The sequence below is a fragment of the Streptomyces sp. NPDC045287 genome, assembly GCF_056432325.1.
This window is the reverse complement of sequence record NZ_JBWKJG010000007.1, coordinates 1-14,273: the sequence shown is the minus strand read 5'-3', so window position 1 is coordinate 14,273 and position 14,273 is coordinate 1. Positions and strand designations below refer to the sequence as shown.

At 73.6% G+C, this 14,273-nt stretch carries 12 protein-coding genes, 1 rRNA gene and 1 pseudogene; 10 read left to right on the top strand and 4 right to left on the bottom strand.

The genetic code is table 11. From position 1 onward, the window contains the following. Nucleotides 1-84 precede the first annotated feature (84 nt). Complete coding sequence (locus AC07D6_RS13545; protein WP_479044538.1) at nt 85-342, top strand: hypothetical protein; 258 nt, start codon at nt 85-87, stop codon at nt 340-342. Nucleotides 343-346: 4 nt separating this feature from the next. Beyond that, a complete protein-coding gene (locus tag AC07D6_RS13540) occupies nt 347-1,987 on the top strand; it encodes an FAD-binding oxidoreductase (RefSeq protein ID WP_479044067.1) in 1,641 nt (546 codons plus the stop codon). A gap of 67 nt (nt 1,988-2,054) precedes the next feature. Here AC07D6_RS13540 and AC07D6_RS13535 read toward each other — a convergent pair whose 3' ends face one another. Beyond that, a complete protein-coding gene (locus AC07D6_RS13535; RefSeq protein WP_479044065.1) occupies nt 2,055-2,774 on the bottom strand; it encodes a phosphatase PAP2 family protein in 720 nt (239 codons plus the stop codon). 148 nt (nt 2,775-2,922) lie between these two features. Further along, a complete protein-coding gene (locus AC07D6_RS13530; protein ID WP_479044063.1) occupies nt 2,923-3,936 on the bottom strand; it encodes a C40 family peptidase in 1,014 nt (337 codons plus the stop codon). Between the two features lie 821 nt (nt 3,937-4,757). On the opposite strand from AC07D6_RS13530, the gene AC07D6_RS13525 reads away from it, so the two are divergent. The 7 genes from AC07D6_RS13525 (at nt 4,758) to AC07D6_RS13495 (ending at nt 12,632) form a co-directional block, all read left to right on the top strand. Next, nucleotides 4,758-4,880, top strand: a complete 123-nt coding sequence (locus AC07D6_RS13525) for a hypothetical protein (RefSeq protein WP_315880263.1) — start codon at nt 4,758-4,760, stop codon at nt 4,878-4,880. A gap of 361 nt (nt 4,881-5,241) precedes the next feature. Continuing rightward, nucleotides 5,242-5,550, top strand: coding sequence for a hypothetical protein (locus AC07D6_RS13520; protein WP_149179851.1), 309 nt, complete (start codon nt 5,242-5,244; stop codon nt 5,548-5,550). Between the two features lie 132 nt (nt 5,551-5,682). Then, a complete protein-coding gene (locus tag AC07D6_RS13515) occupies nt 5,683-6,546 on the top strand; it encodes a hypothetical protein (RefSeq protein WP_315880264.1) in 864 nt (287 codons plus the stop codon). Continuing rightward, nucleotides 6,536-7,885 carry a hypothetical protein gene (locus AC07D6_RS13510; RefSeq protein ID WP_479044061.1) on the top strand — a complete coding sequence of 450 codons (1,350 nt, stop codon included), beginning with the start codon at nt 6,536-6,538 and terminating at the stop codon, nt 7,883-7,885. Before AC07D6_RS13515 ends, AC07D6_RS13510 begins: the two co-directional genes overlap by 11 nt. After that, nucleotides 7,882-9,438 (top strand): SCO6880 family protein, encoded by a 1,557-nt coding sequence (locus AC07D6_RS13505; RefSeq protein WP_315880266.1) that lies wholly within the window; start codon nt 7,882-7,884, stop codon nt 9,436-9,438. The genes AC07D6_RS13510 and AC07D6_RS13505 overlap by 4 nt, the downstream gene beginning before the upstream one ends. A 163-nt stretch (nt 9,439-9,601) precedes the next feature. Then, nucleotides 9,602-11,011: an ATP-binding protein gene (locus AC07D6_RS13500; RefSeq protein WP_315880267.1), complete on the top strand. Its 1,410-nt coding sequence runs from the start codon at nt 9,602-9,604 to the stop codon at nt 11,009-11,011. A gap of 1 nt (nt 11,012) precedes the next feature. Next, nucleotides 11,013-12,632 carry a type IV secretory system conjugative DNA transfer family protein gene (locus tag AC07D6_RS13495; protein ID WP_479044058.1) on the top strand — a complete coding sequence of 540 codons (1,620 nt, stop codon included), beginning with the start codon at nt 11,013-11,015 and terminating at the stop codon, nt 12,630-12,632. A 156-nt stretch (nt 12,633-12,788) separates the two neighbouring features. Here the strand turns inward: AC07D6_RS13495 and AC07D6_RS13490 are convergent, their stop codons facing one another. Then, complete coding sequence (locus AC07D6_RS13490) at nt 12,789-13,382, bottom strand: GNAT family N-acetyltransferase (protein ID WP_315880268.1); 594 nt, start codon at nt 13,380-13,382, stop codon at nt 12,789-12,791. A gap of 132 nt (nt 13,383-13,514) precedes the next feature. Between AC07D6_RS13490 and AC07D6_RS13485 the strand changes: the two are divergent. Further along, nucleotides 13,515-14,111 (top strand): annotated as a pseudogene (locus AC07D6_RS13485) (ATP-binding cassette domain-containing protein); the annotation flags it as partial. Nucleotides 14,112-14,180: 69 nt separating this feature from the next. Here AC07D6_RS13485 and rrf read toward each other — a convergent pair. Beyond that, nucleotides 14,181-14,273 (bottom strand): 5S ribosomal RNA (gene rrf, locus AC07D6_RS13480); the annotation flags it as partial.

Here is a 14,273-nt window from a genome sequence, read left to right as displayed (position 1 = left end):
CCACGACCGGGGGACGACCCACTCGCATAACGACTGCTCCCGCCACCCGTCACGCCTTCCGGAACCCCCGGTACCGTGGACCCCGTGCACCCGCATGACGCGTCCCCGCCTCCGCCGGTCACCGGCGTCCCGCACCACACGAACACCATCGAACGCGGCGCCTTCGCCCTGGCGCGCTGCACCTGCGGCTGGTCGGGCCCGGCCCGCCGCTCCCGCGAACGGGCCCGGACGGACGCCGCCGCACACGTGTCGCAAGCCGTCGCGTACGGGCCGAACACCGTCGCGCACGGACCGGAATCCGTCGCGCACGTGTCGGAGCAGGAGCGGCCCGTGCCACAGTGACGCCATGGACCGGCGCGCGCTGCTGACCACGGGCCTGACGACAGGGCTGACCACGGCACTGGCCGCGACGGCGGGCTGCGCCGGGCCCGGCCCCGCGGACCCGCGCCCCGCCCCTTCCTCCCCACTTTCCCCGTCCGTCCCTTCCGCCCCTCCCTCCCCTTCTTCCTCCGCGCCCCCTCCGGGCTCCCCGGCCCCGTCGACCGGGGCGGGTCGGGCACCCTCCTGGAAGGCCCTGGCCGAGGGCCTGGACGGGCTCCTCGTCCTGCCCGGCGACGAGGCGTACGCGACGGCGCGCCAGCTCTACAACCGCCGCTTCGACGGCCTGCGCCCGGCGGCGGTCGCGTACCCGGCCGGCGAGGAGGACGTACGGGAGTGCCTGGCGTTCGCCCGCCGCCACGGCATCCGGGTCGCGGCCCGCAACGGCGGACACTCGTACGGCGGTTGGTCCAGCGGCGACGGGCGGCTCGTCGTGGACGTGTCGCGGCTGGCGGGGGTGGAGGCGGACGGCGGGTCCGGCGCCGTCGTCGGGGCGGGCGCGCGGCTGGTGTCCGTGTACCGGGCGCTGGCCGCCCGGGGCCGCACCGTGCCGGCCGGCTCGTGCCCCACGGTCGGGGTGACCGGCCTGACGCTGGGCGGCGGGCACGGGGTCGTCTCCCGCGCGTACGGCCTGACCTGCGACAGTCTGGAGGCGGCGACCCTGGTGACGGCAGACGGCCGCACCGTGCGGGCGTCCGCCGACGAGGACCCGGACCTGCTGTGGGCGCTGCGCGGCGGCGGGCTCGCCGGATTCGGCGTGGTGACGGGGCTGCGGTTCCGTACGCACCCGGCGCCGCCCACGGTGACCGCCTACCTGGGCTGGCCCTGGCCGCGGGCGCGGGCGGTGCTGGCGGCCTGGCAGGAGTGGGGCCCGGACCAGCCGGACGAGGTCTGGTCGCAGCTCCACCTGTCGGCCGGCGCGGGCGGCGGGACCCCGTCGGTGACCGTGACGGCGCTGACCCTGGGCGGTCGCGGTGACCTGGAGGACGCGCTGGACCGGCTCGTGGACCGGGTGGGCGCCCCGGCGCCGTCGGTGGCGCTGCGGGAGCGGGGGTTCCTGGAGGCGATGCTGGCGTTCGCGGGGTGCGCCGACCTGACGGACGAGCAGTGCCGGCTGCCGGGTTCGCTGCCGGGGCGGAGCCCGCGGGGGGCGCTGGGCCGGGAGACGTACACGGCGCTGTCGGACTTCTTCGACCGCCCGCTGCCGCGGGCCGCCCGGGCGGCGCTGACGACGGCGGTCGAGTCGTTCGCGCGGACGACGGTGGAGGAGGGCGGGGGCGGCGGCTCGGTGGCGCTGACGGCGCTGGGCGGCGCGGTGAACCGGGTCGCCCCGTCCGCGACGGCGTTCGTCCACCGCCGGTCGCGGATGCTCGCGCAGTACAACGCGTCGTGGCGCCCGGGCACGCCGGGAACGGCACAGGAGCGGTGGCTGCGGCGGACGCGGGACGCGATGCGGCGGTACGCGTCGGGGCGGGCGTACCAGAACTACCCGGACCCGGCACTGGCCGGCTGGCGGCGCGCGTACTACGGGGAGGCGGCGGACCGCCTGGCGGCGCTGCGGGGCCGGTACGACCCTGCGGGCCTCTTCGCCCACGCCCAGTCGCCGTAGCCGGCCCCGGCCCGGCCGCCCCGGGCAGAACGGCCAGGAGGCCGGAACGGCCGTGCGGCTGGAACGGCTAGGCGGCGAGGTCGCGCTCCGCGCCGCCGTCCGGCTCCCGGCGCGGGTCCGTCAACTCGACCGTCTCGTGCCGCGCACCGCCCTGGGTCGCCTTCCGGGACCGTACGAGCCACCCCGCGCGCGGGGAGCGGGCGACGGCGGAGGCGAGCGGCGTCAGCAGCGCCAGGGCGACGGGGGCGAGGAGCAGGGCGACGGCGGTGCCGAGGGCGAAGCCGCCGACGACGTCGGTCGGGTAGTGGACACCCATGTAGACGCGGCAGAAGCCCTCCGCGAGGGCGAGGGCGATGGCGGCGAGGCCGAAGCGCTTGTTGGCGATGAACAGGCCGACGGCGATGGCCATGGCCATGGTGGAGTGGTCGCTGACGAACGAGAAGTCCGTCTTGCCCTCCACGAGGACCTCCAGCCCGTCGTGGTCGTAGAACGGCCGGGGCCGTTCGACGAAGCCGCGGATCGGGACGTTGACCAGCACGGCGACCGCGGCGGCGAGCGGCGCCCAGACGATCGCGGCGGCCGCGGCGACGGAGTCCTCCGGCGCGCCGCGCCGCCGGACGCTCCACCAGCACCAGAGGGCGACGAGGACGAGACCGAGCATGATCCCGTACTCGCCGACGAACCCCATGACGCGGTCGAACCAGCCCGGGGCGGCCTTCGCCAGCCCGTTGATGTCGTAGAGCAGGCTGACATCGGGGTTCGTGCCGTCCGATGCGAGTCCGGCCATGCGCTGCGGCCCCTTGCCTTGTACTGCGGTGCGGTGGGTGCGGTCAGTCGGGGGAACGACCCGCGCGGAGGGTACGTTCCACCCTCCACGGAACGCTCACACGACGTTACCGAAGAGAGATCCCCGCGCTGCGGCCGGGTCTGCCCGATCAGGCGTCAGTCCCGTGCTGCGGCAGGGCTTCCGCCCCGTCCCGGGTCACGCGGGTGGCGCCGAAGTAGTCCGGCGTGTCGATCTTGTCGAAGCGGATGACGGCGCCGGTGTAGGGCGCGTTGATCATGTACCCGCCGCCGACGTACATGCCGACGTGCCGGATGGCCCGGGAGTCCGTCAGGTCGTCGGAGAAGAACACGAGGTCCCCGGGGAGCAGCTCGTCCCGGGAGGGGTGGGGCCCGGCGTTGTACTGGTCGTTGGCGACGCGCGGCAGGTCGATGCCCACGGTCCTGTACGCGGCCTGGGTGAGCCCGGAGCAGTCGAACCGGCCGCCGTGCTCGGGCGTGCCCTCGCCGCCCCACAGGTAGGGCTTGCCGAGCTGCTTCTGCGCGAAGTAGATCGCCCCGGCCGCCTGCCGCGACGGCTCGACGGGACCGACGGGCCGGGCGAAGCTCTTCTCCAGGGAGCGGATGATCCGGACGTAGTTCTGCGTCTCCTTGTACGGGGGGACGCCCCCGTACTTGATGACGGCGTACGCCCCGGCGTTGTAGGCGGCCAGCATGTTGTCGGTCGGATCGCCGGGCACGTCCTTCACGTACGTGGCGAGCGAGCAGTCGTAGGAGGCGGCCGACGGGATGGCGTCGTTCGGGTCCCACACGTCCCGGTCGCCGTCCTTGTCGCCGTCGACGCCGTGCGCGGCCCAGGTGCCGGGGATGAACTGCGCGATGCCCTGCGCCTGGGCGGGGCTCTGCGCACGGGGGTTCCAGCCGCTCTCCTGGTACAACTGCGCGGCGAGCAAGGCCGGGTTGACGGCCGGGCAGAGGTTCCCCCACCGCTGCACGAGCGGCTGGTACGCGGCCGGGACGGCCCCCTTGGCCAGCCCGACGACCCCTCGCACGCCACCCCCGCCGACGAGCTGGGCGGCGACGATGTAGGTGCCGACGACGAGGAGCGCGACGAAACTCAGGCAGGCCCCGAAGACGACCCCGCCCACCAGCCACGTCTTACGCACCGTCAAAACCCCCGTCGGCAGTAGGGCCTCATCCGCGCCTCCGCCAGTTTAGGCGCCGGACGCCCACCCGAGCAGGTGCGGAGGCCCACCACAGCCGAAAATCAGCAGATGTGACGGTCCGACATCCGACTGGGCGGGGGAGGTGGCCTGCCGGTGAACTCCTCGGCGGCCTCCCCGCCGCCCCGACACCCGGCTGCGCGGGGGCCTGCCGACCAGCGCGATCGGTCAGACCGGGTCGGGTCGACACCCGGCCGTACGGGAGCGCCCACGGGGGCCGCGGAGGGGCGACCGCGGCTGAGTGGTCTGCGGGGGCCCGCGGGTGACCGCGGCCGGCCGCCCCGCGGGCCGGCGACTGCCGCCCGGGCCGTCCGCCCGGGCGGTTCCGGTGTACGCACATGAACATCGGGCCAACAGGAGGGGCCCGGCGCCACCCGGAACGTCCACCCCGTCCAGTGCCGCCGCCACCGCCGTCACGGCGACCGTGAGCAGCACGGCCGGCGACCCCGGCGCCCCGTTCGGCTCACCCCTTCCTGCCGCGCGGCCCCGAGGGACAAATCCGCGTTACCCCGCGCTGACCTGCGGTGACGGCCGGCGCTTCCACTTCGTCAGATGAGGCCGCACGGGGAGAGCGACCATCGCGCCACCCCGGTCCCATCCCGCCCCGAACCCCTCCACCCGGCCCCCCTCCACCTCCGTCCGACCTCCGACCGACCCCCGCCAAGTGGTCTGGACCACTGCGCTACTCTGGGCGTGCAGCCGCAAACGGCTGTGCCACATCCCGGCCGACGACCAGGCCGGGGCCAGCACCACAGGAGAGCACCATGGGGAACAAGGTGAGCCGTCTCGGAGACTCCGGGGGAACGGCCGCCGCGATCGCCGTCATCGCACTGACCGCCGTCGCCATCGTGGTCCTGGGCTACTTCCTCCTCAGCCAGACCGGGTAGCCCCGACCCTGACGGGCGATCAGCCCGCGCCCACCCACGCGCGCCGCGTACCGCGCAACCGCCGCCGCCGGAAGCATTCCGCCGGCGGCGTCGCCGTTCACGGACAAACTCCCACCCAAGGGACAACGACGGTCATTGCCCGCAGTCACGCTCCGTGATACACAGAGTGACCACACATGTATCCGTACGAGCCCGATCCCCCACCGACGCAGGTCAGAGGGGTCGGCTCGGTCAAACGTGCGGGGATCGGGTAAAGAGACCCGCCAAGACGTCGTACGCCGGCGGTTCCATCAGCGAAGATAGTTGACGACCCATGCCATCCGGCGGGGTGTCAGATTACCGAACAGGGGCGGTGAGTTACATGTACCTGGCGGCCGAAAAGGGCGACATCACCACCATCATTGGCGGAATCGCCCCGAACTGGGGACCCTTCGGAAGCCTGGGCAACCAGGCCCGCGTAATGATCGAGATCGTGATGGCCGTAGCCATCCTGCTGTGCCTCGGCATCGCCATCTGGGGGGCGGCCAAACAGCGCATCGGCGCGACCGCGCTGCGGGACACGTTCAGCGCCGAGCAGGGCAAGGGCCTGATCGTGGCCGGCCTGACCGGCGTCTTCATCATCGGATCGCTCGGCACGCTGTTCACCATCGTGTACGGGATGGCCGTCTAACCCGCCCCGCCCGCCCCGCCTTCGGCTCCGGCGCCCGCAGAGGATGCGTCTCCTGATGTCCACTCACCCCACCGCGCACGTGTCGCGGACAGCAGCACGGCAGCAGTCGTCGTTCGAGGAGGCGTACCCGTCATGAGCTTCGGCGACGAGTACGAGGGCGGGAGCGGCCGGGGCAGGGGCGGCCGGAGCGGCACGGGGCGGACCCGCACCCGCCTCCCCGGGAACGAGCCCGCCGACGACTTCGGCGACGGCTTCGGCGGCCCGGCGCGGCGCCCGCCGCGCGCCTCGCGGTCGCTGGTGACGGTCGTCGGCGTGGTCGTCCTGCTGATCGCCGCGATCGCCTTCGCGAACCGCTCCGGCGGCGGCGACGGCGAGGACACCGCGAAGGGCCCCCGCGAGGGGGCCGCCGCGCCCACGGCGGCGACCGGCACGAAACCCGTCACCGGCAGGAACGGCACGATCCCGGCCGGCTTCGCCCGGGACGAGCAGGGAGCACAGAGCGCGGCGGCGAACTACGCGGTGGCGCTCGGCTCCGCCGAGATGTTCGACAGGGTGAAGCGCGACGAGATCCTGACCGCCATCATCACCCCGTCGCGTCTGAAGCACTTCCAGAGCACCCTCGACAAGGCGTATTCGCCGTCCTTCTACCAGAACGTCGGTCTCAAGTCCGACGGCACCGCGCCCGAAGGGTTCACGTTCGTCTCCCGCACGGCCCCCATCGGTACGAAGATCATGAGTCTCAACGGTGGCCGGGCCACGGTCGAAGTCTGGTGCGCTGGTCTCTTCGGCCTGGCCGGGGAGGGTTCCACCAAGCCGGTCACGAATGGCTGGTTCACCATCACAATGGAGCTGGAGTGGGTGAACAACGACTGGAAGGCAGTGTCCCACTCGCAGAAGGAGGGGCCGGCCCCGGTAGGCGGTGACACCCGTGCCTCCAGCGCAGAAGAAATCGCTGACGCTGTGATCGGGTTCGGAGGATTCACCTATGCCCGCTGACGCCCGGCGCCGCGCCGCTGCCCTCGGCACACTGCTGGTGTCCGTTCAGACGTCCGTGGTCCTGTTGGCCGGGCACGCCGTGGCGGCACCCACGCCCACCCCGTCACCCACCCCCTCCCCCGGCCGGAGCAACGACCCCTGCGACCTCATCCACGGCCCCTCCCGCGACTTCTGCGAGAGCGAGGACGGCGGGAGCACCTCCCGCTCCGTCAACCCCCTCGAACCCGGCGACGCCGTGGACCCGCTCTCCTCCCTCGCCCGCGGCTGCGCCGACGCCGCCGCGTGGACCGTCGACAAGCTGAGCGCCGCCGTCGACAGCACCGCCGCCGTCGACTTCACGAACCCGCAGTTCCTCAAGCAGTACGCCGTCGTCTTCGCCGCCTCCACCATCCTCACCCTCGTCCTGTGGCTGCTCGCCGTCGCCAAGCGGGCCATCCGGGGCGTGCCGCTGGGCACCGCGCTCTCCGAGGCCGTCGGGTTCCTCTGGCTGACCGTGCTCGCCTCCGCGTTCACGCCGCTGATCCTGCACACCGTCGTCTCCGCGACCGACGGCGTCACCGAGGTCATCGCCTCCGGTACGGGCGGCCAGACCGACGAGTTCTTCGGGTCGTTCTCCGCCGCCCTCAAGAAGGGCGACGACATCGGCGGCGGGCCGATCATGCTGATCGTCGTCGCGCTCGTGTCGATCCTCGCCGCGGGCATCCTGTGGCTGGAGCTCGTGATCCGCGCCGCCCTGCTCTACGTGGGCGCGCTCCTCGGGACCGTCGTGTACGCGGGGCTCGTCGACAAGAACATGTGGGGCCACGTCCGCCGCTGGGCCGGCATCATGATCGCGATCATCCTGGTGAAGCCCGTCATCGTGATCGTCCTCGGCCTCGCCGGGGCGCTCTCCTCCGGTGACGGCCCCGACGCGTTCTCCGCCGTCGTCTCCGGCCTCGCGATCATCCTGCTGGCGATCTTCGCGTCCGCCGCCATCTACCGCTTCGTGCCCGGCTTCGGCGACGAGATCGCCACCGCCCGCACCAACCGGAAGCAGGCCACCGACGGCGCGCAGGCCGCCGCCGTCATCTCCTCCCCCGCCGCACTGGTCTCCCAGGGCATCAAGACCCACAGCTCCCGCAGCCACCAGCAGCAGAGCGCCGGCGCCCCGGCCGGGTCCCACGCCGTCTCCGGCGGTGTCGCCGCCCACAGCGGCCGGGGCAGCGGTACGCCCACGGGCACGCCCCCGCCGCGCAGCGCGCCCAGCCCCTCGGCGACCGCCAACAGCCCGCACACCAGCCGCGGCACCAGCAACACCGGTAACAACAGCAACAACAGCTCAGGAGGTGGAGGGCGGTGACGACCCAGTCCCATCCGATCACGCCCCGCCGCACGTACCTCATCGGCCGCGCCCGGCCGAACGCGATCATCGGCAAGAACCGCGAGACCGGCGAGATCGCCCTGATCATCGCCGGCGCGTTCGTCGGCATGATGTGCGGCCTCCTCGTCCCGGTCCTCTCGCTGCGCATCGTGCTGCTCGCCGGGTTCCCGATGCTCGCCCTCGCCGCCGTGTACGTTCCCTACCGCGGCCGGACCTTCTACCGCTGGTACGAGGTGAACCGCAGCTACAAGCGGGTCCTCCGCAAGGGCACCACGTACCGCTCCGCCGCCATGGAGGCCGGCACCCGCCTCGACGGCCGCGAGGTCGAGATCGGCCCCCCGCCCGGCATCGGCCGCATCAACTGGCTCTCCGCCCCCTTCGGCCCCGACGAGATCGCCGTGCTCCTCCACGCCGACCGCCGCACCGTCACCGCCGCCATCGAGATCGAGGGCCCCGGAGTCGGCCTGCGCGACAGCGAGGACCAGGAAGCCCTGGTGGACCGTTTCGGTACGCTCCTCAAGCACGTCGCCAACGGGGACGGCTTCGTCACCCGCATCCAGATGCTCGCCCGCACCCTCCCCGCCGACCCCGACGCCCACGCCAAGGACGTCGCCCAGCGCGGCGACCCCCACGCCCCGCGCTGGCTCCTCGACTCGTACGACCAGCTGCTCTCCATGGTGTCGACCTCCAGCGAGCAGCACCGCGCGTACCTCGTCGCCTGCATGCACTACACGCGCGAACTGGCCGCCGAGGCCCACGCCATCGCCCGCGCCACCCGCCACGCCGGCGGCAGGCGGCAGAGGCTCGACAAGGACGCCGGGCTCGCCGTCGTCATGGCCCGCGAACTGACCGACATCTGCGCCCGCCTCGCCGAGGCCGACATCCGCGTCCGCCAGCCGCTGGGCCAGTCCCGCCTCGCGTCGCTCGTGCACTCCATGTACGACCCGGACCACCCCATCGACCACATCCAGGCCATGTCGAAGCGCAACGCCTGGCCGGCCGAGCTCGACGCCGTCGAACCGACGTACCTCCAGGCGAAGACCCGCGAGTCCACGACCCGCGCCCCCTGGTGCCACGCCACGGCCTGGGTCAAGGAGTGGCCGATGACCCCCGTCGGCGTCAACTTCCTGGCGCCGCTGCTCGTCCACACCCCCGACGTGATCCGCACGGTCGCCGTCACCATGGACCTCGAACCGACCGAGGTCGCCATCGAGCGGATGCTCACCGAGAAGACGAACGACGAGGCCGAGGCGAGCCGCGCCGCCAAGATGAACCGCACCGTCGACCCCCGTGACATCGCCGCCCACGGCAGGCTCGACCAGCGGGGTGAAGACCTCGCCAGCGGCGCGGCCGGTGTCAACCTCGTCGGGTACATCACCGTGTCGTCCCGCTCGCCCGAGGCCCTCGCCCGGGACAAGCGGACGATCAGGGCGTCCGCCGGCAAGTCGTACCTGAAGCTGGAGTGGTGCGACCGCGAACACCACCGCGCGTTCGTGAACACGCTCCCCTTCGCGACCGGCATCCGCCGGTGAACCGACGGCCGGCGGCACGGACGCGGACGCCGTACGGGCCGCAGACACCGACACCGTACGGGCCGCAGGAGCCGCGGCGGCCACACGGACCGTACGGGCCGCACGGCTCACACGGCCCGTACGGGCGACCAGGACGAGACGATAGGACGATAGGGGCCTGATGATGCGCGATCCGCTGTCCGTCCTCACCGAAGCCTTCACCTCCTTCCTCTTCGGGAAGGTGGAGACCACCCGCCTGCCCGTCCGCACCTCCACCGGCCAGGCCCAGGCCGTCTACCTGCCGACCGCGGCACCCGGCCTGGGCGACTCCGGCGTGATCATCGGCCGGGAGGTCTACAGCGGCAAGGGCTACATCTACGACCCGTTCCAGCTCTACGGGCAGCAGCTCCCCGCCCCGCACTGGCTGGTCCTCGGCGAGTCCGGCAACGGCAAGTCGGCGCTGGAGAAGACGTACGTCCTGCGCCAGCTCCGCTTCCGCGACCGCCAGGTCGTGGTCCTCGACGCGCAGGGCGAGGACGGCGTCGGCGAGTGGAACCTCATCGCGGAGCAGCTGGGGATAACGCCCATCCGCCTCGACCCGATGGCCGCCCTCGACGACGGCATCCGCCTCAACCCGCTCGACCCGGCCATCACCACCACCGGCCAGCTCGCGCTGCTGCGCACCATCATCGAGGTCGCGATGGGCCACAGCCTCGACGAGCGGTCCGGCTTCGCCCTGAAGGTCGCCCACGCGTACGTCAACGAGACGATCACCGACCGCCAGCCCGTCCTCACCGACATCGTCGAGCAACTCCGCCACCCGGAGCCCGAGTCGGCGGCGGCGATGAACGTCGACACGGACGACGTACGCGCCTGGGGCCTCGACGTCGCGCTCGTCCTCGACCGGCTCGTCGACGGTGACCTGCGCGGCATGTTCGACGGGCCGACGACCGTCGGCATCGACCTCGACGCGCCGCTCACCGTCTTCGACCTGTCGCACATCGACCGCAACTCCATCGCCATGCCCATCCTCATGGCGATCGTCGGCGTGTGGCTGGAGCACACCTGGATCCGCCCCGACCGGAAGAAGCGCATCTTCCTCGTCGAGGAGGCGTGGCACATCATCAACAGCCCGTTCGTCGCCCAGCTCTTCCAGCGGCTGCTGAAGTTCGGCCGGCGCCTCGGCCTGTCCTTCGTCGCCGTCGTCCACCACCTCAGCGACGTGGTCGACGGGGCGGCGGCCCGGGAGGCGGCGGCCATCCTCAAGATGGCCTCCACCAGGACCATCTACGCCCAGAAGGCCGACGAGGCCCGGGCCACCGGACGGGTCCTCGGCCTGCCCCGCTGGGCCGTGGAGATCATCCCGACCCTCACCCCCGGCATCGCCGTCTGGGACGTCAACGGCAACGTCCAGGTCGTCAAACACCTGGTCACCGAGGCGGAACGGCCCCTCGTCTACACCGACCGCGCCATGACCGAGTCCTCCGCGCCCGAACTGCCGGAGGACCTCAAGGCCGCCGAGTGGGAGGCGGAGCAGCGGGCGGCCCTCATGGAGCGGCAGATGAACGGCTCGCCCGAGTCGACGGTGGCGTGACGTGGACCGCGCACCGGACGTACGGGGCGGAGGCGCCGAGCGGGGCGTCCCCGACGGCCTGCTCGTGGGACTGCTGGGGTTCCTGCTCGGCATGACGCTGGCGGTGTGGACGGCGACCGGCCTGGCCGGGCTGTTCGCGCACGGCTCCTGGCCGCCGGGGGTCACCTTCACCCGCACCCCGCTGGCCCTGCGCCACCTGGTCACCGACCCGCAGGACCTGGCGGGCGCGTGGCCGCTGACGCCGGCCGATCAGCTACCCGGGTACGGGGTGTTCTGGGGGCTGCTGATCGGCGAACTGATGGTGGCCGTGGTGCTGGCGGTGTTCGTGGTGGGTACGGTGGCCCGCTGGAGAGCGGTACGGGCGGCGGCCCGCGCCCGGCACGGCCGCCCTGCCACGGTCACCCCGGCCACCGCCCCGGTGGCCCCCACGACGACCGCCCCGACCACCCCGGCCGCCGCCGCCCCGCAACCGGCCGCCGCGGCACCCGCCCCGGCGCCCGCGCCCGTACGAGAACCGGCGCCCGCCCCAGGGCCCGCGCCCGTACCAGAGCCCGCATCCGCCCCGGTGCCCGCGCCCGATCCGGTACCGGAGCCCCGTACGGCCCCGGTCGAAGCCGCCCCGGCCCCCCTCCCCCGCGGCGCCACCGTCCCGCCCGCCCCCGCCGCCTTCCCGGCGCCCCGCACCCCGGCTCCGCGCCTCCTCTACGGCGACCGCGCCGCCCGCCGCCCCCGCGCCCTCCAGGCCGTCCTGGACGCCGAGGGCCCCGTCCTCGTCGTCACGTCCGACCCCACGCTGTGGGCGGAGACGAAGGACGCCCGCGCCAAGCTGGGCCCGGTCGTCCTCTACGACCCGGGCCACCTCTGCGACACCCCGGCGCGCCTCCACTGGTCGCCCGCGGACGGCTGCGACGACACCGCCACGGCAGCGGCCCGCGCCGCCGCGCTCCTCGCCCCCGTACGCCCCCGGGCCCGCGTGGACGCCGCCGTCGCCGACACGGCCGAGACCCTGCTGCGCTGCTGGCTGCACGCCGCGGCCGTCGACGGCCGGCCGTTCAAGCAGGTGCACCGCTGGGCACAGCACCACGGCACGGCCCACGAGCCGGTACGCATCCTCCGTACGCACCCCAAGGCCACCAACAGCCACGCCGGTCTCCTGGAGTCGGCGCTCACCGCCCACCCCGAACGCCGCGACGCCGCGCGGGCGCTGACCTCCCGTGCCCTCTCCGCCCTTTCCTCGGTCCACATCCGCGAGGCGTGCACCCCGCATCGAACCGATGCGCTGACCCTGGCATCATTCGCCGCCGAAGGGGGCACCCTCTATGTGGTGGGCGAACCGATCGAGGACCCCCGGACGAACCCCGGGGCGATGCCCCTCCTCACCGCCCTCGCCTCGCACGTGGTCGAGCACGGCCGCCGCATGGCCGCACGGTCATCCGACGGTCGGCTCGACCCACCAATGACCCTGGTCCTCGACGACGTGGCCGCCGTCGCTCCGCTCCCCCACCTTCCGGAGCTCCTCGCCACCGGCCACGACCGGGGCCTCCCGGTGCTCGTCCTGCTCCGCTCCCGGGAACAGGCCCGCGCCCGCTGGCAGGAACCCCTCACCGCGCCGGCCCCGTAAGCCCGCCCACGAACCCGACCGAGACACAGGCCCCGGGACCACCAGCCCCGCCCACGAACCCGACCGAGACACAGGCCCCGGGACCACCAGCCCACCCACGAGCCCGGCCGCGGCACAGGCCACCCAGGGAACCCCCAGCACGGGGCAGCCGGCCCCTCAGCGCCCCGGCGACCCCTCCTCGGCGCCCACGCGCACACCCGGCCGCCACATCTCGTACTCGTGCTCCACCCCGCCCGGATCCCCCTCCACCAGCAGGGACCGCCCGCTCGGCGCGAACGCCGCCTTCCGGTACAGCGCCGCCGCCCGCGCGTTCCGCTCGTGCACGTACAGCCGTACCCGTCGCACCACCGGCTCCCGCAGCGACCACGACCAGTCCACGGCCGCCCGCAGCAGTTCCTCCGCCGCGCCGGCGCCCCGCGCCTCGGGCCGCAGGTACACGCCGACGAGGTGCGTCTGGTCCACCTCCGGCACCTCGCCGAACAGCACCTCTTGGCCGCGCCGTTCGAGCAGCGCGGTCGCCGACCCGATCCACCGCCCGTCGGGCGCGACGGCCACGACCTGCCGCCCGGTCGCGCTGCCCTCAGCGGCGCCTTCGGTCCGCTCCCGCCAGTACGCGTCGGACCGCGTCACGGCGGCCTCGTAAGTGTCCAGGAAGGCGAGCCGCGCAGCCGGGTCCCGCAGGGCGTCCAGCCGGAGGTCCCGCACCTCGCGCCACTCCTCGGCCCGCACGGGGCGCACCAGATAGGTCATCCCCCGATCCTCCCCACCGCCCCCGCCCCGGAGCAACCGCATAATCCCGTCGTACCCCGGTACGACGGCCCCGCCCGCGCTCCCACCCCCGGTCGGACGCCCCGCCGCGCCCCGCTCCTTGGCGTCGACGGCATGATCCAGGCACACGAACTCACCAAGACGTACGGCGCGAGAACCGCCGTCGAGGACCTCACCTTCACCGTCCGCCCCGGCACCGTCACCGGCTTCCTCGGCCCGAACGGCGCCGGCAAGTCCACCACCCTGCGCATGCTCCTCGGCCTGGACGCGCCGACCCGCGGGCGCGCCACCGTCAACGGCCGCTCCTACGCCTCCCACCCGGCGCCGCTCACCCGGGTCGGCGCCCTCCTGGAGGCCCGCGCCGTCCACCCGGGCCGCACCGCCCGCGCCCACCTGCACTCCCTCGCCCTCACCCACGGCCTGCCGCGCCGCCGCGTCGCCGAGGTCCTGGAGACGACCGGCCTGACGGCCGTCGCGGACCGCCGGGTGAAGGGCTTCAGCCTCGGCATGGGCCAGCGTCTCGGCATCGCCTCTGCCCTCCTCGGCGACCCGGCGACACTCGTCCTCGACGAGCCGGTCAACGGCCTCGACCCGGAGGGCGTCCTGTGGATCCGCACCCTCCTAAAGTCCCTCGCCGCCGAGGGCCGCACCGTCCTCGTCTCCTCCCACCAGATGTCCGAGACGGCCCTCACCGCCGACCGCCTGATCATCTGGCGGGCTTCCGGCCCGGGAATGCGAAAAGCCCCGTGCCTTCCGGCACGGGGCTTCCCGTCACAATTTGTTCGGCGGTGTCCTACTCTCCCACAGGGTCCCCCCTGCAGTACCATCGGCGCTGAAAGGCTTAGCTTCCGGGTTCGGAATGTAACCGGGCGT